General features: G+C 57.4%; 19 protein-coding genes. 11 read left to right on the top strand and 8 right to left on the bottom strand.

Features of this window, described 5'->3' with window-relative positions; all coding sequences use genetic code 11:
• Window positions 1-24 precede the first annotated feature (24 nt).
• From ABY734_RS11550 to ABY734_RS11595, 10 genes are all read left to right on the top strand, one after another.
• The gene (locus ABY734_RS11550) at window positions 25-954 is read left to right on the top strand and encodes a hypothetical protein (RefSeq protein WP_372779304.1); all 930 of its coding nucleotides are present in this window, start codon (window positions 25-27) and stop codon (window positions 952-954) included.
• Window positions 929-2,149: a hypothetical protein gene (locus ABY734_RS11555; protein WP_372779305.1), complete on the top strand. Its 1,221-nt coding sequence runs from the start codon at window positions 929-931 to the stop codon at window positions 2,147-2,149. Before ABY734_RS11550 ends, ABY734_RS11555 begins: the two co-directional genes overlap by 26 nt.
• 3 nt (window positions 2,150-2,152) lie before the next feature.
• Window positions 2,153-3,685 (top strand): hypothetical protein, encoded by a 1,533-nt coding sequence (locus ABY734_RS11560; protein ID WP_372779306.1) that lies wholly within the window; start codon window positions 2,153-2,155, stop codon window positions 3,683-3,685.
• A gap of 42 nt (window positions 3,686-3,727) precedes the next feature.
• Entirely contained in the window at window positions 3,728-5,806 is a 2,079-nt protein-coding gene (locus tag ABY734_RS11565) for a PEGA domain-containing protein (protein ID WP_372779308.1), read from the top strand.
• Between the two features lie 253 nt (window positions 5,807-6,059).
• A complete protein-coding gene (locus ABY734_RS11570) occupies window positions 6,060-6,857 on the top strand; it encodes a MotA/TolQ/ExbB proton channel family protein (protein WP_372779309.1) in 798 nt (265 codons plus the stop codon).
• Window positions 6,857-8,155 (top strand): hypothetical protein, encoded by a 1,299-nt coding sequence (locus ABY734_RS11575; RefSeq protein ID WP_372779310.1) that lies wholly within the window; start codon window positions 6,857-6,859, stop codon window positions 8,153-8,155. Before ABY734_RS11570 ends, ABY734_RS11575 begins: the two co-directional genes overlap by 1 nt.
• Entirely contained in the window at window positions 8,155-9,225 is a 1,071-nt protein-coding gene (locus ABY734_RS11580) for a VWA domain-containing protein (RefSeq protein WP_372779311.1), read from the top strand. Before ABY734_RS11575 ends, ABY734_RS11580 begins: the two co-directional genes overlap by 1 nt.
• The gene (locus ABY734_RS11585; protein ID WP_372779313.1) at window positions 9,222-10,223 is read left to right on the top strand and encodes a VWA domain-containing protein; all 1,002 of its coding nucleotides are present in this window, start codon (window positions 9,222-9,224) and stop codon (window positions 10,221-10,223) included. Before ABY734_RS11580 ends, ABY734_RS11585 begins: the two co-directional genes overlap by 4 nt.
• A complete protein-coding gene (locus tag ABY734_RS11590; RefSeq protein WP_372779314.1) occupies window positions 10,223-10,840 on the top strand; it encodes a hypothetical protein in 618 nt (205 codons plus the stop codon). The genes ABY734_RS11585 and ABY734_RS11590 overlap by 1 nt, the downstream gene beginning before the upstream one ends.
• Complete coding sequence (locus ABY734_RS11595; RefSeq protein WP_372779315.1) at window positions 10,837-11,496, top strand: hypothetical protein; 660 nt, start codon at window positions 10,837-10,839, stop codon at window positions 11,494-11,496. Before ABY734_RS11590 ends, ABY734_RS11595 begins: the two co-directional genes overlap by 4 nt.
• A 13-nt stretch (window positions 11,497-11,509) precedes the next feature.
• On the opposite strand, the gene ABY734_RS11600 is transcribed toward ABY734_RS11595, so the two are convergent.
• The 8 genes from ABY734_RS11600 to ABY734_RS11635 all read right to left on the bottom strand — a co-directional run bounded on the left by ABY734_RS11600 (window position 11,510) and on the right by ABY734_RS11635 (window position 19,400).
• Complete coding sequence (locus ABY734_RS11600; protein ID WP_372779316.1) at window positions 11,510-11,935, bottom strand: type IV pilin protein; 426 nt, start codon at window positions 11,933-11,935, stop codon at window positions 11,510-11,512.
• A 9-nt stretch (window positions 11,936-11,944) separates the two neighbouring features.
• Window positions 11,945-15,790: a pilus assembly protein gene (locus ABY734_RS11605; protein WP_372779317.1), complete on the bottom strand. Its 3,846-nt coding sequence runs from the start codon at window positions 15,788-15,790 to the stop codon at window positions 11,945-11,947.
• An 11-nt stretch (window positions 15,791-15,801) separates the two neighbouring features.
• Window positions 15,802-16,116, bottom strand: coding sequence for a hypothetical protein (locus tag ABY734_RS11610; protein ID WP_372779318.1), 315 nt, complete (start codon window positions 16,114-16,116; stop codon window positions 15,802-15,804).
• Between the two features lie 3 nt (window positions 16,117-16,119).
• A complete protein-coding gene (locus ABY734_RS11615) occupies window positions 16,120-16,602 on the bottom strand; it encodes a PilX N-terminal domain-containing pilus assembly protein (RefSeq protein WP_372779319.1) in 483 nt (160 codons plus the stop codon).
• A gap of 49 nt (window positions 16,603-16,651) precedes the next feature.
• Window positions 16,652-17,695: a PilW family protein gene (locus tag ABY734_RS11620; RefSeq protein WP_372779320.1), complete on the bottom strand. Its 1,044-nt coding sequence runs from the start codon at window positions 17,693-17,695 to the stop codon at window positions 16,652-16,654.
• On the bottom strand, window positions 17,692-18,153 hold the full coding sequence (pilV, locus tag ABY734_RS11625) for a type IV pilus modification protein PilV (RefSeq protein ID WP_372779321.1): 462 nt from the start codon (window positions 18,151-18,153) through the stop codon (window positions 17,692-17,694). Before pilV ends, ABY734_RS11620 begins: the two co-directional genes overlap by 4 nt.
• Complete coding sequence (locus tag ABY734_RS11630) at window positions 18,141-18,653, bottom strand: GspH/FimT family pseudopilin (protein WP_372779322.1); 513 nt, start codon at window positions 18,651-18,653, stop codon at window positions 18,141-18,143. Before ABY734_RS11630 ends, pilV begins: the two co-directional genes overlap by 13 nt.
• 240 nt (window positions 18,654-18,893) lie before the next feature.
• A complete protein-coding gene (locus ABY734_RS11635; RefSeq protein WP_372779323.1) occupies window positions 18,894-19,400 on the bottom strand; it encodes a GspH/FimT family pseudopilin in 507 nt (168 codons plus the stop codon).
• Between the two features lie 186 nt (window positions 19,401-19,586).
• On the opposite strand from ABY734_RS11635, the gene lon reads away from it, so the two are divergent.
• A complete protein-coding gene (gene lon / locus ABY734_RS11640) occupies window positions 19,587-21,986 on the top strand; it encodes an endopeptidase La (RefSeq protein WP_372779324.1) in 2,400 nt (799 codons plus the stop codon).
• Window positions 21,987-22,107: the final 121 nt, after the last annotated feature.

The raw sequence follows: 22,107 nt of genomic DNA on the forward strand, positions 1-22,107 counted from the left end.
GATCGTGAAGTCCAGAGGCTATTGATGTTTGCAGAAAGCCCGCACAGTGTTCCGCGCCTTCGCTCCAGCCGCCTGTCGCTGGCAGGCCTGTTGTTGGGCACTGTGTTGTTGAGTGCCTGTGCTACCCCGCCGCCGACACCGCCGAGCAGTCCCCAGCCGCCGCCACCCGCCCAGCCACCGAGCAGCCCGTCGTCGCCTTCGTCGGAGCAGCGGGAGCAGGAACAGAGTCCAGAGCAGCAGGCGCAGCAAAAACAGCAACAGGCCGAGCAGCAAGCGCAGGCCGCAGCCCGGCAGCGTGCTGAAGCGGAAGAGGCGGCCCGCGAGCGTGAGCAGGCACGGCAAAATGCGGCCGGAGCCCCGGCCGACAACGAGCAACAGTGGCCGCCACCGCCGCCGGATGAACCGCCCGCAGGTCAGGCTGGCGCGCCGGCCGAAGCCAGTGGCGAGGCTCAGCCCGATACGCCCGATGGGGCACCTCCCGCCGGCGGCGGTGTGGCTACCGAACGCGAGCGCACCGAAAACCTGGAGGGTGAACTGGCGCGCTCTCTGTCCGGTTTTGATCGGCGGCTCGACCGCGAAAATCAGTCCCTGAGCGAACGCGAGCAGGCCCAGGCCCTGGCTGCTGAACAGCGCCGTAGGGAAAACGCAGGCGGCGGTGGCAGTGCCAGCGGACAGGGTCCTGCCGGCAGTCAGGGGCAGGATCAGTATGGCTATTCAGCCCCGCACCCGCCCGGCGCCACCGGCGGCGGCAATATGCCCAAGGGGGGGCAGCGTCGCCCGGGCAGTCCGGGCGACAAGGAAAGCCTGCCGCCGGCGCCGGACGATGTGCCTAGCGGGCAGGATGACGATATCGTCGCGCGCCAACTGCGCGAGGCGGCCGAGAATGAAACCGATCCCGAACTGCGGGAAAAACTGTGGGAAGAGTATCGTGAGTATAAGCGCAACAATCGCTAGGTCGCTGTCGCTGACACTGCTGATTTTTCTGGCCGGTTGTGTCAACCAGTCGGTCAAGCATGTCAATGCCACACGCGCGGCCCACGCCGAGCGCGAAATTCCACAGGCCGAGTTGCTGGATGTAAACATTGCGGTGTTCGATCCCGGCTATACCGAACCGGTAGATGAGGACTCTGGCATCTTCCCGCAGGTGCGCAAGGCCGAGGCGGGTTTTATTCCCTACCGGTTGCGCGAAACTTTGCAGAGCACGGGGCACTGGGGGCCGGTGCGCGTTGTGCCCAGTCCCACCACCTCATCGGAGTTGATGATTACCGGCACCATCCTCGAGTCGAATGGTCGCGACCTGAAGGTGGCGGTAAAAGCCGTCGATGCCAGCGGGCGTGAGTGGCTGGACAAAACCTATGAGGAAACGGCGGCCAGTTTAAGTTACAGCGATGTTGAGCCCTCGGAGATCGACCCGTTTCAGGATCTCTACAACCGTATTGCTAACGATTTGCTTAAATCCCGCAAGGGGCTGTCATCAAAACAGCTGCGCGATATTCGCACCATCGCCTTCCTGCGCTTTGCCGAAGACTTGTCGCCGGACGCCTTTCAGCGTTATCTGAATGAAAAGAACGGTGACTATTCAGTGCGTGGTTTGCCGGCTGACAGTGACCCGAATGTGCAGCGTATTCAGGCGATTCGCGAGCGTGATTACCGGCTGGTCGATACGCTGGATCAGCACTACTACCTGTTTGGCGAACAGATGCAGACGCCCTATGACGAATGGCGCGCGGCGAGTTATCAGGAAGCCAAAAACCTTGAAAAAGTGCGCAAGGAAGCCATCGGCCGCATGGTAGCCGGTGCCGTCGGCGTAGCGGCTGGTATTTATGGCGCGGGTCAGGCCAGTAATGGCGCCGAGGCAGCTGCGGCGTATTCCGGTGTTGTGGGTGGTGGCTATCTGCTCAAAACCGGTATTGATAAATTCGGCGAAAAGAAACTGCACGTCGAAGCCCTGAAAGAGCTGGGCGAGTCTCTGTCCACGGACCTGAAGCCGAGGGTCATCGAACTGGAGGGCAAGACCATTACCCTCAGCGGTTCGGCCGAAGCCCAGTATCAGGAGTGGCGCGAACTGCTGCGCAAGATTTACGCTAACGAAACAGGATTACCGCCGGGCGGCGCCGACGACGGCTCAGCCAAGGATAAGGATCGATAACTTTTGTCGCCAAACCAGCTTCCAGACGATGCGGGCGAGCGCATCACCCCCGTCGCGCATCAACCACCGACGTCGGCGGCTTCAGCGCCCACCGCTGCCTCGGCGGAGCGCCCTTTCTTCTGGATAGCCGTCGCCCTGATTGCTCTGCTGCTGAGCCTGGTGATTCTGTGGCTGCCCTCTCAGCTGAATCAGCGCGAACCGCTCAGGCAGATCGCCGACGCTCCGCCGCAACAACAGGTTGAGGTCTCGGCGGGTAGGTCTGAAGGGGAAGCCGAACCGGCGCCCGGTGCGGCTGATACTGAAGCTGTTCTGGCCAAGCGCCAGACGGCCCAGCGTATTGCCGATGCCCTGCAATTGCGCCGGGCTGAGCTTGAAAAGCTGGCGGTCGAGCGTTGGGCGCCAGCGGACTACCAACAGGTGCAAGTGAACGCCGAGCGGGCGAGCAATTATTTTGCCAATCGCGAATTCGAAGCGGCAGCTACCTACTGGGGCAAAGCGCTGGAACAGTCCAATACCCTGCTCGGCCAGGTGGAGGCGGTGCTTAAGGCCACCATCGTTGAGGGCTATCAGGCGCTGGAAAAGCTGAACAGCGAGGCCGCGGTCAAGGCCTTTGATCTGGCGCTGGCTATCCACCCCGAGAACGCAATGGCCCGCAGCGGCATGCAGCGGGCGCGCAATCTGCCGCAGATCCTGACGCTGATGTCCGCTGCCGAAAACCACGAACGGGCCGACCAGCTTGATCAGGCGATGATGCTTTACCGGGAAGTATTGCGGCTTGACCCGCAGTCGAAAGCTGCGCGCGAGGGTGTCGTGCGAGTGGGTGAAGCCATGCAGGACTGGGAATTCCGCATCACCCTGTCCACCGCCCAGCAGGCACTGGCGGACGGCGACTATAGTGCGGCTGAGCGTGAGTTTCGCAAGGCTGACAAACTGAAGCCCAACGATCCCGTCGTGCGCGAGGGACTCGCCGAACTGAAAGCCGCGCGACTGCAGCAACGCATTGCCGCCTTGAAAACCAGTGCTGAACAGGCCGTCGATAAGGAAAACTGGGGCAAGGCGGTTGCCGATTACCGTAAGCTGATAGAGTTGGATTCCACGTTGGAGTTTGCCCAGGCAGGTTTGCAGCGCAGTCGTCAGCGCGATGAATTAGACCAGCGCCTCCAGACGCTGGTAGAGGCGCCAGAGCGTCTGTACAGCAAGGACGTTCTCGCCAGCGCCTGGTATACCCTGCAGGATGCTCGCAAAATTGACAATCCTGGGCCGCGCCTGCAATCGCAAATGGAGGCGGTCGATCAAGCCATCGCCCGTGCCAGACAGCCGATAACGGTGCAGCTTAGCTCGGACAGCCTGACGGACGTGGTGGTCTACCGGGTTGGCGAGATGGGCAACTTCGAACAGAAAACCCTGCGGCTGACGCCCGGTGACTATACCGTGGTGGGTCGCCGCGAGGGTTACCGCGACGCACGCAAAACACTCAGTGTGCGACCGGACGATGGGGTCGTCAGCCTCGATATTCGTTGTACCGACAAAATCTGATTGCGTTCAGAAATAATAATGATGCCGTTGAAAGGACGTTGAATGAGCGACAGGGAATCCGACAGTAACGCGCACAACGAGGTCATTAAGCCATCGAGCTTTCAGCCTCCGGAAGCGGGAGCATCGACTGCGCCCGCGCGCAGCGGCCGACCACTCTACTGGATTATCGGTGCGCTGCTGTTTTTGCTGCTGGCCGGCCTGTGGTTTGTGCTGACCGCCAAGGCGGTCAAAGTGCAAGTGGAGCCCGCCGGCGCCGAAATCTCAATCAGTGGCGGGTTAGTGCTGGAGCTGGGCGGTAACTATCTGGCGCGTCCCGGCGATTATCTGCTGCGCCTTGAAAAGACCGGTTATCACCTGCTGGAAGAGCGCATTACCGTTCAGGCGAGTGATGACAATCTCTTTCAGTTCAGTCTGAAAAAACTGCCCGGCGTGTTAACCGTCAGCTCGCAACCTGAATCAGCCCGGCTGGAAATAGACGGCGATGCCCGGGGTTACACACCGGTATCGGATCTGGAGCTGGAACACGGCAGCTATTCCTACAGGTTAACGGCACCGCGCTATCAGCCGGCCACGGGCACCATCGATATTGAAGGTATGGGGCGTCAGCAACGCTTGCACGTGGAGCTGGAGCCGGGCTGGGCGGATATTACGGTGCGCTCCAAGCCTGAAGGCGCCACCCTGAGTGTCGATGGGGTAGAGCAGGGGGTTACCGGCCCGGACGGGGTCGTCGCAGAAGTGATGCCAGGCAAGCATGTTCTCAAACTTCGTCTGCCGGGTTACCAGGACTGGGAATACTCGCTGATTACAGAGGCTAATAAAGCCCAGCAGCTACCGCTGGTTACCCTGCAACCCAGCTACGCCACGGTCGAGGTGAGCAGCCGACCAGCGGGCGCGCGGGTGCAGGTAAACGGGGAGTATCAGGGCGCAACGCCACTGACCATCGAACTGAGGCCGCAGGCGACAACGCAACTGACCCTGAGCAAGCCCGGCTATCGGACGCTGACGAAAACGCTGGCCTTGCCCAGCGGCAGTCGCGAACAGCTGGAACTGACCCTGCAACCGGTGGTGGGCGAGATTCAGATCAGCGCCACGCCGGCGGATGCCTTGCTCTATATCGACGGCGTGTTGCGCGGTCGCGCCAATCAAACGATTCAGCTCACGACTACGGAGCATAAACTCGAAATTCGTCGCGAAGGTTATGCGAGCCACCGCCAGAGCGTTACGCCGCGCTCGGGTTTCAAGCAGCAGGTAAAAGTTAAGCTGCTGACCGAGCGCGAAGCCTTTCTCGCCCAGTTTCCAAAACGCATTCGAACGGCGACCGGCGACGAGCTGGTGCTGATTGAGCCGGGCGGGCCCTTTGCGATGGGCTCGCCGCGCCGGGAGCAGGGCCGACAATCCAATGAAGTGCAGCGCGACGTAAAATTGACGAGACTTTATTATCTGGCCACCAAGGAAGTTACCAATGAAGCGTTTCGGCAGTTCAGGGCCGCGCATTCGTCCGGCATTGTGCAACGCACAACACTGGACAACGATAACTACCCGGTCGCCCGGGTCAGCTGGAGCGATGCCATTGCTTTTTGTAACTGGCTCAGTCGGCGCGACGGGTTGCCCGAGGCCTATCGCAACGGACAGCTGATTACGCCGGTGAACACGGGTTACCGTTTACCGACCGAGGCGGAGTGGGTGTGGGCGGCGCGCTACTCCGGTGGCAAGGGCGAGCGCCGTTACGCCTGGGGTAATGACATGCCGCCAACCGGCAAGGCCGGCAACTACGCGGATATCAGTGCTCAAGGCGTGGTCGATAAAACCCTGAGCAGCTATCAGGATAACTATGTCGCGGCGGCGCCGGTAGGCAAGTTCGATCCGAACCCGCTGGGGTTGTATGACCTGGGGGGCAATGTCAGCGAGTGGATGAATGATGTCTACAGTGTTGAAGCGTCAATGGCGGTGGAAACCGACCCGCTGGGCGCGGGTGCCGGAAAATTACATACCATCCGCGGTTCCAGCTGGCGCCATGGGCGCATTACCGAACTGCGTTTGGTTTACCGAGATTCAGGTGAGGAAGGGCGTGATGATGTGGGGTTCAGACTGGCGCGCTATGCACACCCTAAAGCCGACTAAACGGGCGGCAGCGCTGTGGCTCTGCTTGAGCGTGCTGCCGGGGGGGGTATGGGCGCAGCAGGACGCGTCCGAGCAAGACGTGCCTACGCAGGCAGAACCGCAGGAAACCGCGCCAGCGCCTAGCGAAAACTCTGACATACAACCTGAGGGTGATTCGATGCCACCTGCGCCCCGGGCATTCAAGCCCTCGGAAGAAGTGCACGCTGATACGATACTGACCATGCCAGCCGATTTTTGATAACAGGCGATAAGAATGAAGATCCGACTGTCCAACGACTTTCTCTACCAGCTGTTTGCCCTGCTGATTTCCGTGATTGTGGTGCACACTGCCTATGTCACGGTAATCCGGCCCGAGGCGCGTTTGATCGAGCTGGAACAGCAGCAGCAGATCGCCGAAAACCCGGATTACCTGCCCGAGCGTTCCCTGCTGGTGATCATTCGCGATTTTGAGCAGGAGGCCTGTTTTATTCTGCTGTTCTGGGCCTTTGCGCTGTTAATCATGAAAGCCGTGGCGGTGAGCCGCCAGCGCGACCAACTCGACCAGAACCTGATTCAGGTGTCGGAGGGAGAAACGATACTGCCCGAAGATGCACGCCATCACGCCCGGATTATTGAAGCGCTGCCGGAGCCGGAGCGCAGTTATCTCTACCCGCGCACACTGCTTACGGCGCTGCGCCGCTTTCGCTCCACGCGCAATATTCAAAATGTGGCGGACGCCATTACCCATAGCTGTGAGGCTGAAATTGAACGCCTTGAGTCAGAGCTGTCGATGATTCGCTACATCGCCTGGGCGATTCCCTCGATCGGTTTTATCGGCACCGTGCGCGGTATTGGTGAGGCCCTAGGCCTGGCGCACAAGGCTCTGGAAGGAGATATCAGTGGGGTTACCGCCAGTCTCGGGTTGGCTTTCAACTCCACGCTTATTGCGCTGGTGCTTTCCATCATCCTCATGTTTGCGCTGTATCAACTGCAGCTAATGCAGGAGCGCCTGGTGCTGGATACTCAAACTGCCTGTGACCGCGGGCTGATTCAGAATTTGCAGAGCCAATAATGCTGATACTCGATTTCAACGACAGCGCACTGCGTCTGTTTGACGACGACCAGCTCCTCGCCAGCTCTCCGGCCTGCGCGGTGCTCGACGGTGAGGATTTTTTGCTCGGTGAAAAAGCACTCGCCAAATCCCGGCTTAACCCGCGCGCAACCTATCTGAAGTTCTGGGAACAGCTCGATCAGCAGCCCCTGAATCGGCCGGCGGGCAGTGCGCGCAGTCACGCCGATATCGCCTACTACCATTTGCGTGATCTGCTGGAGGCGGCGAATACCGGCGAGCGAAAGGTATTGCTGATAGTGCCGGCCCATTACGGCAGTGAACGCCTGGCGCTGTTGCTTGGCATTGTTCAGGCCTGTTCGTTAAGGGTAACAGGCATTGTCGAAAGCGCTGTGCTGGCGGCGGCTTCAATACCGGATACGCCAGCTGGCGGTGGCGACACACTGCGCTATCTGGATATCAGCCTGCACCGGGTCAGTGTCACCGACGTTAATCGCACGGATCATTTGCAGACCGGTACCGCGCGGGAGTTATGGACACCCGGTTTGAGCTGGTGTGTCGAGCAATGCATTCATCAGATCAGTCAGCGTTTTCTGCAGGAAACCCGCTTTGATCCGCTGCATGAGGCGGCCAGTGAACAGCGTCTATTTGATCAACTCCCCGGCTGGTGGCAGACCTTTCGGGAACATCCCAAACTAACCGTGGAGTTACCTGCGGGGCTACGCCAGCACCGCATTGAGTGGCGTCGTGAGCAGGCAGAGCTCGTGCTGGACAGCTGTTATCAGGAGTTGCAGAAGGTTGTGCAGGAGGCCGCGGGGCGGGTATTGATCAGTCATCGACTGGCCGCATTGCCGGGGCTGGTTGAAACACTGCGGCCTTGCGGCGAAACGCTGGTTTTATCGGATACTGCGCTAATCGACTGCGCGCGCGAGCAGCAAGAACGGTTGTGCAGTGAAGCAGAGGCACCGCTGTGGGTAAAGCAGTTGCCGCTGCCGAGCGCATCAGGTGAGCCCGGTGCTGCAGCTCCAGACGCAGATCGCAGCGATAAAACGCAGCTCCAGGCAACCCACCTTTTACACGACAGCTGCGCGACGCCCTTGGCCAGTGACTTGCGCTGGCCAGACCACAAGCCCTTGCTGCACTTTCAGGTTGTTGAGGGGCAGTATCAGGTAGAAGCGCTGGCAGCGGCTATCCAGCTCAACGGACAGCCTCTGGCTGGCGTCGCCACGCTGGCTTTGGGTGATATCCTGCGGACACCCCAGGGCGAGGTGCAAATGATTCAGGTTGAAAGCGGGCACTGATGCGTCGTCGCCGTGGCTTTGAGCAGTTCAGTATGTCCTTTCTGGATGCCATGTCCTGTGGCTTGGGCGCGGTCATTCTGATTTTTATGATTATCAATCACGCCAGTGAAATTCGCGCTACCGATTCCTACCGGGATGTCGCGCAAAATCTCAGCCTGCTGGAACAGGAAATCCTGGAAAAGCGCAGTGCGCTGGCGGCTCTGGCCGCCGCCTTGCAGGAAACGGACGCGCAATTGGAGGCTGCCAACCGCGAAGCTGCCAGCCTGAAGGAAATTATTGACCAAGAAGACGACTCCGATCAGGAAGTGCGCACCCGGGAAAAAAACATACAGGCGCTGACCAAAGAACTGAAAGCGATAGAAAAGCAGCTCGACACCCTGCGCGACAAGCAAGGCGAGGGTGATGCCACCCGCGCCTTTGCTGGTGAAGGGCGGCGCCAGTACCTGACGGGATTGAATGTGGGGGGCGAGCGGATTCTTATCCTGCTCGACAGCTCCACCAGTATGCTGGGGGAAAAAGTGGTGGAGGTTATTCGCCGGCGCAATATGAGTGATGCCCGCAAGCAGGCCTCGCCAAAATGGCAGCGCGCGCTGAATGCGGTCGACTGGCTCACCACCCAGATTCCCGCCGATGCCCGTTTTCAGATATACAGCTTCAATACCAAGGTTACGCCGGCGATCAAAGGCAGCGAGGGCAAGTGGTTAGCTACCGAAAAAGGCAAGCAGCTGAGTGAGGCCGTCGGAGCGCTGCGCCGGGTGGTGCCGGAAAACGGCACCAGCCTCGAGCTCGCGTTTAAAGCGCTCACCGAACTCAGCCCGGCACCGGACAATGTCTTTCTGATTACCGATGGCCTGCCCACTCAGGATGTCAGTGCATCCCAGAGCGGTGGGGTTTCCGGCCGCGAGCGTCTGCGCCTGTTTGCCACGGCGGCCAGCCGCTTGCCGAAGTCCGTGCCGGTGAATGTCATTCTGTTCCCGATGGAGGGTGATCCACTGGCGGCCAGTACGTTCTGGGCATTGGCCCGCAACAGCGGCGGCGTGTTTCTCAGCCCCTCGGAGGATTGGCCATGAAACGCCGTCGTCGCGACACCGAAACCTTTGGCCTGTCCTTCCTCGACGCGATCAGCTGCGGCTTTGGCGCCATTGTGCTGTTGCTGGTGCTGACCAAAATTGCCGAGCCGACCAGACAGAAAGACGAGGGGGTTGGCCTGCAGGCCATGGCCGAAAAACTGGCGGCAGAGCTGCCGGAACTGGATGGCAAACTCGACAGTCTGGAACAGAAGCTGGCGGAAAAAGGCAAGCGTTTGGCGGAGGCAGAGCAAACGCTGGCCAGTATGCGACCGGAAGCACGTGCACTGGAGGCCGAGCGCGCCGATGCGCAACTGGAAGCCGAAGCCGCTGCCGCCATTGAGAACCGGCTGGCGATTGCCCGCCAGCAATTGACCGAAGAAATGAAGCGCCTCTACGGCAGCGGGGTGCAGCCGCAGAACCAGTCAGTGGGTGGTATTCCCGTCGACAGCGAGTACATTATTTTTGTTATCGACACCTCGGGCAGTATGCATGGCTACGCCTGGCCAACGGTGATCAAAAAGCTGACGGAAACGCTGGACCTCTACCCCAAGGTCAAAGGGCTGCAGATCATGAATGATATGGGCGACTACATGTTCAGCCAGTACGCGGGCCAATGGATTCCGGATACGCCAGGGCGGCGCAAGGCCATTATCAGTCGCATGGCAAGCTGGCAGCCCTTCTCCAACTCCAGCCCCGTTGAGGGTATTACCCGTGCCATCCGGGCCTTTTATTCGGATGATAAAAAGATCAGTATTTATGTCTTCGGGGACGAATTTACCGGCAATTCCATCCAGTCAGTGCTGGATACGGTGGCGCGCATCAATCCACGTGGCGCCGACGGAAAACCGCTGGTGCGGATTCATGCGGTGGGCTTCCCGGTTCAGTTTACCCGCAGCGGTATTCGTCCAACGGGGGTGCAGTTTTCCATGCTTATGCGGGCCTTGTGCCAGCAGAACGGTGGCACCTTTGTGGGCCTGCAGACTCTGGAGTCGCGATAATGCTAAAAACGCGATTTTTTGTGATCGTTTCCGCACTGCTGCTCAGCGCCTGCAGCCAACATGTGGTGTTGAGCGTCGATTTTCCCGAGCCCATTGTCAGTCAGTTAGCAGAGCCGGTGGTTGTTTATATTGCGCCAGAACTGCGTCGTTATGTGCATCGCTATGAGCCTGAGCAGGGAACGGATTGGACCATCGTCTTCGGTGACTCTCAGGAGAAGCTGTTTCGGTCGGTGTTTAACGGCATGTTTGAGCAGGTCGAACTGGTGTTTGATGCCGAGGCGATACCTGAAGACGCCACGGTGCTTACGCCGGTGATGCGGGATTTTCAATTCAGCACGCCGGGGATGAGCAAAACTGACTACTACGAAGTGTGGGTCAAATACTCTCTCCGTCTCAGTCGGGGTGGTGGCAAGCCTCTGCTAGACTGGCCCTTTACCGCCTACGGCCGGGAAGAGGATGGTGGCGGGCGTTCTGCCGCGGGCGCGATGCGTGAGGCCTCGCGTCGGGCCATGCGCGATGCTGCTGCCGCGATTGTCTTGAACTTTCTGAAGCAACCGGCGGCGAAGAAGTATTTTGCGGAAACAACCACGGCTGATAGCGGGCGTCATTCGCCATGAGACGTTATGTGCGCTTTCCGTTATTGCTGCTGACCATTGTGCTTGGAGGCTGTGTCAGTTCTTCGGTGGAGCAGCTGCGCAAGGCACCGGTGGGGGTCTTGAAAAAAGGCGAGACTATTGTCGTGCTCGGTCGCCGTCAGAATTTTCGGCATCAGACGGAGGCGGATTTCACCCGTTGTGTGCAGCGAACTCTTACCCGCAAAAAATTGCCGGTCAAAGCCGAGCAGAAATTCATGGACGAAATGTTCCCCTGGTTTCAGCCGCGCATGGCGCCGCGCACGGCCGAAGCCCTCGCCAAACGTCTGCAGGAGCCGGTGATCGCCGAGCGACTGAAACAAACCGGTACCCGTTATATTGTGTGGCTGGACGGTATTACCCGTCGCGGCGAAGACGGCGGCAGCCTGTCCTGCAGTGTGGGGGCGGGCGGTGGTGCCTGTCTGGGATTGCTGTGGTGGGAAGACGACGCGGAATACGAAGCAGTGATCTGGGATATGCAAACCCTGAAGTCCATGGGCAAGATATCGGTGGAAGCCAGCGGCACGTCCTACGTGCCGGCAGTCATCATTCCGATTCCGCTGGTAGCGCCGACCCAGTCCGCCGCCTGCCGGGGCGTGGCCAATCAGATCGGCGAGTTTCTGACTAAAGCGATTGAATGATGAATGAGTGTTGCTAGCGACGCCAGCAATCGGCCACAGTCGTACCCGAGGCGTTGCCGTTGAGTGTGCGCGCGCCGGTGGAGCTGATTTCCAGATTGCCGCAGCGGTCGCCGGTCATTGAGCCTGTGCGTGTGGCGCGCAGGGTGAAGCTGTTGGCCGTTGGTGTGCCGGTGGCTGCGATGGTGTAGTGAGCTGAGCCGCTCTCCGGTGCCTTTGTCGGGTAAACGGCGGCAAGGTTGCCGTCGGCATCGAGATACGTTCCGTTGCTAGTGTAATAACGCTCCAGTGCCTGAGCGCCTGTGGCAAGCGCTGACGCCGCATCAGCGCGTTTGGCTTTGGCCACTTGTTCCTGATAGCTAGGGTAGGCAATACTGGTCAGTATCGCCACCACGACCACTGCAATCATCAGCTCGATTAAAGTGAATCCTTTAGCGTTCATTGAGCGTCCTTATTTGAGTTGTCGCCAAGACTGCCGGCCGAGAGAGGTATTCGAACCTTTTTCTCGTGTTACGCCAACGCGACCGCTGGATCCGGCTGTAAACTTGTATTCTACGTCCCCTGCGCTGACGATGGCGGGAGCTTCGATGATGTCATTCTGGCCAAGGCCGCTGACTGGGACATGGGCGCCGTCGACTTCTATAAAATCACCGTCGGTGAAAAACATATCATCGTTCATATCAAATGCCGAGTAATCCAGTCTGCCACCATTCTGGGCATCGAGTTCCATCAACCAGCTGGTGCCACCGTAACCGCAGGCATCCGGATTAGGTATCATACTGCTAAAGATAATTCGGTCTTCGCGCAGCACAGGTGTGGACACAACTCTTTCACCATTGCCTGATAATGCTTCGGGTGAGAGTAGATCCAACCTCCAGCCCTTGGTAGCGGCTGTCCCTGCGCCATTGTTGCTTATCACTCTCACGGACTGCTCAGTTGTCTGATTGTCAGTGGCGTCATCTTTATTGTTGACGATCTCTGCAAAGCCTTCAAAAGTAACAGTCTGTTCAAGCAGCTGGCTGCGACTGACAACCGCACCATCATCACGTATGCCGTAAAACGTTTGAACTTGCGGGTTATCCTCAATGAGCTCATCGCCAACCTCAAAGAATTGGCCCGTGCCAAAATAAATCATTAAACCACTTTCATCGTGACGGCCAACTACTGGCCGGGTGGTTATGGGCTGAGGGTTTCCGTTGCGGTCAACGGCTGTGAACAGCGGGGCTGGATCGGCCCCCGCTTTGTATGCAACTTGCCATCCGGTTGTGGTGGTGCCAGTTACGTCGAATTTCCAGAGGTTTCCTTTCAGATCTCCCGCGTATATCACATCGGTTATCCGATCAGCATTGGTATCGATCGGGACTACGCTGGCCAGACCGTTGTCGAAGCCGGTGACGCCGGTGTCGATGGCTTTGAGTAAGGCGCCGGTTGCCAAGTCGACCACCATTAGCTTGACGTTATCTTCCGAATTGTATCCGTTACCAAAAATCGCGACCCATTTGTTACTGGCCGCGAGGCGAACGATGGTGGGAGCACTCATCGCAACGCCGAGCTTGTGCGCTGCACTGGCGCTGGTAGAAAACTCCCAAAGCAGATCACCGGCATTGACGTTGTCGGGATCTGTGACGTCAATAGCAAATACGCTTTTGCCGCCAGCGCCCGTTGCCGCAACCAGTACCGAACGCCAAGTGCCGCTAAGGTAGGCGTCAGACACCAAGGGTGCCCCATCAACAAAATAGTGGTGAACGTAGTCGCTGGTCGTCAGGCTTTTGAGATTGTCATACACGCCCAGCGGAATGTAGGCGAATATCTCCTTGCCGGTCTTGGCGTCGAAACCGTGCAGCATGCCGTCATTGGCTCCCACATAAAGCATTTCGCGTCGTCCCAGTTTGCCGCTTTCTCCGCGGAATGCGGCATAACTTAAGCCCTCATCGCCCGGCAGTTTGGAAAAGCCAAAGTTTTCATTGCTGCCAACATAGAACGGGTCTGAATTTATAATATCGCCCAGCAATTTTGTCCTCACACGTAAGCCGGTATCACTCTCTTTGCTTTGGTCGCCGCGAAGCCAGTTAAGTGCATCTATTGCGTCTTGGTCTGTTCCGGCGCCTCTCAGTGCCCCTTGCTGGTAAACAGAGAAATTCGCGTAGTTGGTTTCATTGAAAGCTATGCCGAGTGTGGTTGTTGTACCAAGATCACCTAGAGCGGTGAAAATATTGCGTCCAGCATGAGCTGGAATCGAGCCACTGTTGTCGGTGTCCCAGACAACATTTTTAAGTGAACCGTCGGGGTTGATGTCATAGGCCACCAGTTGTCCTGACCAGTCCCGGGTGTCGAATCTGGCTTGATAAATTACCGTTTGGGTATTTAGCTTGGTGGAATTAGTCGCAATCGCGGCTGCGGATGAAAAGGCGTCGACGGATATTGCGTTGAGCACAGCTGTCAGATTCCGGGCAAATTCCTTCGGGTCGTTGGCGCTGAAAAAGCCACCCCGAGAATTCAACCCCGCGTGAAGCAAGTCATCGATGCGCGCGCCGCAGATTGCGCCACTGCACGTGCCGGTGTCGGGGGCCGGGTCGGGCCAGTTAACGGTCCCACCGGTAGATATCGCTGCGCGGGCATCGTCTGGATCTACTGAACCCTGTACGCCGAGCCCAATCCCGAAGGTCGACATGTGTTGCCAAAACGCAGGGTTTCTGGCGAGTACCGGCACATTGTTTTTAAGGTCTGGCCGCAGGTCGTTTTTCCAATAATGCATTGCAACATCAGCCAGGGTATTGCTGTGGGAATCGCTGAACGGAGGGCCGGCCGTATAGTTTTCTGTGCCGCCGCTGATATCTGTGTGCACCGGGCCGTCAGTGCCATCATTGTTAAGACGAGCGTCTGATGTATCGGCCTGATGGCTTGAGCCGCCGGACCAGTATCCATCGGTCATTAGTACGGTGTAGTTTCGCCGGCAGGAGAGGTGGGGGGTTGCGTCGTTGTTGCCGGGTTTTGCGCTCCAGGGGCCATTGTTGTCCTGGCGAAGAAAGTATTGTCCCGCGGTGTCGAGTGCACGCCGCAAAGGCGTGCTTCCACGGCTGAACGGATCTTTGTATAGCTTATCGTAAAAGGCTGTTTTGTTTTGGCCGCTAAATGAGCGTACACCTTTGGATATGACTTTTGTGGAAACGCTGTCCACATCGTTTGAATCTGTGTTCAGCGTGCCGTAACCAACGCGTAAGCCTTCTGTCTGCTCTGAGAAGGCATAGCCTGCTGCAGCTCTGGCAGCCAGTGCACGAGAGCGGTAGTAGGTGTACCAATTGGCGAAGTTTCTCATTTCTTCTGTGTAGGTACATTTAGCAAAAGTCGCCTGTTCGCAATCACTGCGATTCTGGCGACCCTGGCCGCTGTAACTCAGCTGTACGGGGCGTATTTCGGTCTTCTTGTAGCTGTTGAAGTCCCAGCCATCGGTGCCTTCCTGCCAGAAATAAGTGGCCGGCCAGAAAAACTTGGTCGACGAATCGATAGTGCAGGAGCCGGACGCATCGCAACTGCGCCAATCGTTCGCGTTGTAATTCGTATTGGCGAGGGCCAGGTTGCGGCAGTTTTCCGGGCCAATGCCCACTCGCTCCGGGTGGTGTAACGCACATTCCGGGTTGGCGTCAGGATACTTGCTGCCATCGGCTTTTACCCAGGGTTCATAGGTAACGCCGGGGTTGTAGTAAATGCTGTTCTGTTGCGGTGACCGCGTTCTGGCGTTAAACGCAACGTTATCTACCGTGGCAACGTTGTTTGCGTATTCGGTGCCACCATAAATTCCATTGGCTCGTGGATAGAGGTAGAAAACATCGCCATTGGCGACATTGCGATGGATTGCCTGATCGGGCATTAACTCCCAGTGCGTCGACCCGGAATCGTCCAGCAAGAACATGATGTTGGGCGAACTTTGCGACGTCAGGAACAGGGGCAGTTGCGATATCCCAGTGGGGGCCTCCGGGCTGCAGTTGGCTTTGTCGCCGGTAATCAGAAAGGTCGCGCGGCACCCCGGCAGCGTAGTAAATACATTATCGCTAAAGAGAAACTTGTTCAGCGAGCATGTTGACCACTTAGTGGGTTCCTCGATGATTTCGACCGTGTTGATAACGCTGATGTTGCTCAGCGAGACCGTTGTGGTTTGGCTGGGTGAGCCGAAATCTACCAGTGTTTGCTGGGTTTCACAGGGGTTTGTCTGAGCCCACGCGCCCGTTGAATTGCCGGCCAGACTTGAGACCGCGATCATCCATGCTGCGGTGCATTTTAGCGTGCGCTCAAAGTTCATCTTTGGAATCCTCAGTCAGGCATTTCATCGGGTTTGTGCAGTACACGCAGCGTTGTGATGCGGTTGCCCGACGTGATCAGATGTACAGTTTGGCCCACTGCCAGATGTTTCATTTTGAGCGTAGTCGTGTTGCTATCTGGCGCCGTGCCCACGAGGGCGTTTGAGCTTATACGATAGCGCCGATTATCGATTTCGATCGTATCGTTGCTAGTTGTCAGTGCCGTAATCGCGCCTACGCGATCGTCGGCATGTGCGCGACTGGCTATTAGCAGCAGGGCGGCAAACGCGCCGAAAATAACAGCCCGTCGCGATAACTTATGATTCATGGCTCAGTTCCTGCGATACGTTGTTTGTAGAACCACCATTGAACGGTTGGTGCTTCCAAAGCCTCTGCCCGTGACGCGAAAGGTTTCTTCAGGAGCTTTTGGGCGGTCAGAGTCCAGATTGCCTGAGGAGTTTTCGATGGCGGGATATTTCTCGATAATATATTCCGGTACTCGGCTGGTTCCCTCGAGTTTTTCGTTTAGCGTAATCCAGCCGCTTGAGGCGGGATCTTGCCAATCAGGGGTGTTGCAGGCCTGACGAGTGTCCTCTCTCGGGCAGACTTCAAAGCGGCCATTGGTGCCGCCGAAGTTCAGCAAGGTCGCTTTCTCCAGTTGCGCTTCCGCCTCGCGCAGAGCGACCTCTGCCGATTGAAAGGCAAGAATCCGATCGCGTGTGTTGCCGGCTATTTTCTCCTGTCGAGTGGCAACTTGCATGGAGGAAACGGCCAGCAGGGTGAGTACCGTTAATAACGCCATGGCAACGATCATTACCGCTCCTCGCTGGGATGTGATAAGTGGCTGATGTAGTTGCGTCATTTCACCTAACCCTGTTGCGAATGGTAAAGACGTTTTTAATCGCGGCGCGGTAACGGCCGTCAGTGTTGTTGACATCCGCACCGTTGAAACGTAATCGCTGTTCGGTAGCAGAGCCGGCAGTCCCGACGACGTTTTCCTCCTGACTCGCAACCAGGAGCTCGATACGCACACTGAGTACCTTGCCCCAAGCGGTTACCGACGCGGCGTCTACATAGGTGTTCACTGCACCGGTGTTATCTGTGTCTTCGCCGTAGGTTATCTGCATATTTTCAACACCTTCGACCAGCTCAGCGGGCGGCAACTCGCCTCCTTGGGAATCCTGTTTGCGTTTCTGTATGTAAAGCGCATGGATCGGGGCGCCGTCACTGGTTGTTCGTCCGGTATCGCGGATGAAGTAGTGTACGGTCTCCACGGCGAGAAATTGTGCGTCGCCGCCGTAAGATTTTGACAGGTGAGGTTGTGTATTGCCGGCAGCAGATACCGCATGGGAAATGGTGACGCTACCGCCTTGGTCCTTTGACATACTGGTGATGCGAAAGACATCGCTGGACACGCAGTCGGTGATCATCACAATATCGCCAACGTCAAAATTGAAAGTGTTTGCCCATACCTGAATATTGGCATTGGCCGCGTCCATGTTTTTTTCGAGCTTCGCCGATTCCGTTGTAGCACGCCTGATGGTTATAGCGTCTGTTCCGGCAACGGCATTGAATTGATTGGTTGCCGCCAAATTGTCATAGCCGACGACCATGGTGCTATCGTTGAGGATATAGTCGTCTGGCGAGTTAACGGCCCAGTTGTGAGGTGCTGCAGCATCGATGGATGCGCAACCCTGATAGCCGGCCATGCGAATATCCTGGCCCATAAAGTGCATGGCGTAGCGGCTTGAGGCCTGGATCTGTGCGAGAGCCTCCTGAACCCGATAACTGGAGCGGGTGGCTACAAAAACCTGGATCAGTGCAGCAGACAGCAGTAGGCCAAGAGTGATGGAAATCATCAGCTCCACGAGTCCAAAGCCTTGATATTTATGGTTTTTGGGTTTCATAGGCGGCTCTCGAACTGAAAACGGGCGAAGTCCCCGCTGTCTGCTTCGCGGGTTTCCTTCAGGCGAGATTCATCCCACTGCACAATGACGGTGGCAGTATCGCCATCAACCTCAATGGAGCCGCGGCCAGATGGCAGGCGCGTCGCCAGCTCATCCCGCCAATCGCGAATATCCTGCGCGACAAAATCGGAGCCTGTGGGTGGGTCGTCGTAGAGTGAAATGTTGTAGCGCCCACCAAGCGCCGCTGTCCGGTTCGCCCGCATGCGATCCATTCCGTCATAGGCGAGCAAGGTAGCGTGCGACCGGGTATTGGCTATGTGGTTGAACTTGACGGCATTAAGCTGAAGTGAGGCTGCACCCAAGACGCCCAGAGCAGTGATGAACGCTGCTACCATGACCTCTATTAATGTTGCCCCCTTTTCACCCCTTCTTCGCCCTGTTGGCCTTATTCTGTACATGCTCTTTCTCTGGCACTGACATGACCAGTGTAGACCAAGCTGATATCCCGGTCCCACTTGCAATTGTCGCTGGTTCTGTAGGAGATCACAAAACTGGTGCCAGTTACAGCATTCAAAAAGCCTTCGGCTGTGTACGTGAATGAGGTTGTGTCGCCTGCCTCAATAAGCGTTGAGGCAGAATTGAAGCCGGCAACGTCGATGATCTCCTCGCCAGCGTCAAAGGTCCCGTCGCCGTCTTCATCCGCCCACACTTGGAAACCTTCATGCCAGTTAGCCCCGGTCTTTGCGCTTACCGTAACACTGGTGCCGCGGGTGATGGCTTCAGAGCGCGCAAGCTGGAGACTGCTTAGCAGAGAGCGGTACTCGGTAGCAGAACGAGATGAGCCAATAAATTCAAAAAAGTTCGGGCCGGCGGAACCCAGCAGAATGGCGGCTACGGCCATTGCGGTGAGCATTTCGATTAAAGTGAAGCCGTTCTGCGCTTTTGTTTGAGTGTTCATGGTAACCCCCTGGTTTCCGCGTTCTCTCTGTCGTTGGTCTGATTTCTCAGTTTGTGGAGTTATGGTACTTAGCGGTGGGCAGTGCCAACATTCGTAAATACCCCTACCGGAGCTGCGTATTTCGAGATAAACCCGTTAATATGTTAGTGATCACTAACTTTTGGCCGTTCTTGGCTTTCGATAAAGGCCAACCAAAAGCGTTAAAGGAGAATGGGGGTGCCATGCCAGGACACCGTGAAGTCAGCGACACTCGGTGGCCTTGACTTTCGTGCGGCCGGTGTAGGTCACCTTGAGCTCGTGGTTCCAGCTGCAACCGCCTTCGGCCAGATAGTCAAAGGCTATCGCTTTGTTGGTTGGTGGCAAGACGAAGCCGCGGCGATCAAAATGAAACTCGGTCAGGCCGTTGCGTTCTTGAAGCTGGGCGTCGGTTGCGAGTTTCGGCACGGTATACAACAGTTCCTCAGCGTCAAGTCGCTGGTCACCGTTGTGGTCTATCCAGATTTCAATGCCGGCAGTCCAGTCGCCGTCGACGGCGCTGACAATCACGGTATCTCGCTGGGTGACAGCGGCTGAGCGGGCCAGCTTAAAGGCCTTGGCGATTTCCTGGGTTTCTGTGGTCGCGCGGTTATCCAGCACGATGGCGGTTACCGTAGGAACGACGGATCCAAACAGAATGCCGACCACGCCCAGCGATATCATGCCGTTTATCAGAGAAAAGCCGCGTTGTGTTCTTTGTACCTTGTTCATTGCCCTGCCCCCGGTGTTAATTTGTTCTTCAGCGTCTTTAACGTCTATGGGTGCCATCGTACGTCTATGTCACGTGGCTCCGTAATACGTGCATTTACCTAACTGACCAAGGAATGTCCGAGGGGTTGAGCTTTGCGGTAGCAACCCCATATAGGCAGTTCGGGCTTTGCAAATGCTGGGGGACTTATGGCGGGAAAAAACAACACAGGCGTGGTATTGGATGGCGAGATGATCAATGACGGCGGGCACAGCCTCGTCATTCCGGATTCGGTGCTGCCTTCCGTGCTTTATCTCATGCCGGTTCCCAAGCGGCCCTTCTTCCCGGCCCAGATCCAGCCCATCCTGCTGGAGATGAAGCTCTGGCAGGAAACTCTGGAAAAGGTCGGCAATAAGCAGAACCACGTGATGGGGCTGCTCTACTGCGGTGACGACAATCCCGCGAGCCTGGATGCCGACGCCGCGCCCACCATTGGCACCGCGGTACGGGTACACCACGCCCATCAGGAGGGCGACACCGCCCAGATCGTTGTACAGGGGCTGAAACGCTTTCGTATCCGTCGCTGGATCAACCGCAAACCGCCCTACATTGTTGAGGTGGACTACCCGGACAATATTGGCGACCGGGATGACGATGAAGTGAAAGCCTATGCCATGGCGATCATCCGGGCGATCAAGGAGCTGCTCGCCATCAACCCGCTGTACAGCGAGGAGCTGAAACAATACCTGTCGCGCTTCAGCCCCAATGAGCCTTCGCTGCTGGTGGACTTCGCCGCGGCCATTGCCAGCAGTGCCAAGGGTGATGAGCTGCAGGAGATTATCGAGACCCTGCCCTTGCTCCGGCGTATGGAAAAAGTCCTGCTGTTGCTCAAGCATGAGCAGGAAGTGGCTGAATTGCAGGGAAAAATCAGCGATCAGGTCAATGAGAAAATCAGCGCCAACCAGCGTGAGTTTTTCCTCAAGGAGCAGCTGAAGGTTATCCAGAAAGAGTTGGGAATATCCAAGGATGACCGTACCGCTGACGTAGAAGAATTTCAGGAGCGCCTGAAGGGCAAGGACTTACCGCAGGCGGCGCGCAAGAAAATTGATGAGGAACTGCGCAAACTGCAGGTGCTGGAAACCGGCTCGCCAGAATACGGCGTTACCCGCAATTATCTGGAGTGGGCCACCGCGCTGCCCTGGGGCGTTTACTCGGAAGACCAGCTCGATCTGAAACACGCGCGCAAGGTGCTCAATCAGCATCATCAGGGGCTGGACGATGTTAAAGAGCGCATTGTTGAATTTCTGGCGGTGGGCAAGTTCAAGGGCACCGTCGCCGGCTCCATTATTCTGCTGGTAGGGCCGCCGGGGGTGGGCAAGACTTCCATCGGCCGCTCGATTGCCGATGCATTGGGCCGCAAGTTCTATCGTTTCAGTCTGGGCGGTATGCGTGACGAGGCGGAAATCAAAGGGCATCGGCGCACCTATATCGGCGCCATGCCCGGCAAGCTGGTGCAGGCCCTGAAAGACGTTGAAACCGCCAACCCGGTCATCATGCTAGACGAAATTGACAAGGTTGGTGCGTCCTATCAGGGCGACCCCGCATCGGCCCTGTTGGAGGTGCTCGACCCCGAGCAGAACGTGGAATTTCTCGATCACTATCTGGATATGCGCCTTGATCTGTCCAAGGTGTTGTTTGTATGTACCGCCAACCAGCTCGACACCATTCCGGGGCCTCTGCTAGACCGCATGGAAAGCATTCGGCTGGCAGGCTATCTGGCCGAAGAAAAGCTCGAGATTGCCCGCAAGCACCTGTGGCCGAAACTGCTGCAGCGAAGTGGTATTGCCAAAAAGCGCCTGAGCATTACCGCTGCTGCCCTGCGTCATGTGATCGAAGGTTACGCCCGGGAGGCCGGTGTGCGGAATCTGGAAAAACAGTTGGGCCGTATCGTGCGTAAGTCCGCGGTCAAACTGCTGGAGGACGACACACTGACCCTGAAGGTCGGCGTAGAGGATGTGGAAGACTTTCTCGGCAAACCGATCTTCAAAAAGGACAAGCCTCAGCGTGGCGTGGGCGTGGTCAATGGCCTCGCCTGGACCGCCATGGGTGGTGCCACCTTGGGTGTTGAGTGCTCCCGGGTGCACAGCCTGAACCGCGCCTTCAAACTCTCCGGCCAGCTCGGCGATGTGATGAAGGAATCGGCGGATATCGCCTACAGCTATGTGATCGCCAATCTGGAAAACTTCGGCGGTGACCCGAAGTATTTCGATGAGGCCACCGTGCACCTGCATGTGCCGGAAGGCGCCACGCCCAAAGACGGCCCCAGCGCAGGTGTCACCATGGCCAGCGCGCTGTTGTCGCTGGCGTTGAATAAGGCGCCCAAGGCAGGCTTTGCCATGACCGGTGAACTGACCCTGACCGGGCAGGTTCTGCCGGTGGGTGGCATTCGCGAGAAGGTGATCGCGGCCAAGCGAATCGGCATCAAAAAGGTGATTCTGCCGGAAGACAACCGGCGAGATTTTGACGAGTTGCCGGACTATGTGAAAAAAGGCGTAACGGCGTATTTTGCTGAAAGTTTTGAGCAGGTGCGGGAGTTGCTGTTTGGCTGACAGAGTGTCGTGCCCCTATCTTTTGCACATGGTCTGCGAGCTTAATAAGCGCCTGTTGTCTGCAGTCTGATCCCAAGCGAGATAATCGAGATAGATCAAGGTTTCGAGCGATAATCTGTTG

Origin of the sequence: Litorivivens sp. (assembly GCF_041624475.1) — a bacterium.
GTDB lineage: Bacteria > Pseudomonadota > Gammaproteobacteria > Pseudomonadales > Spongiibacteraceae > Litorivivens.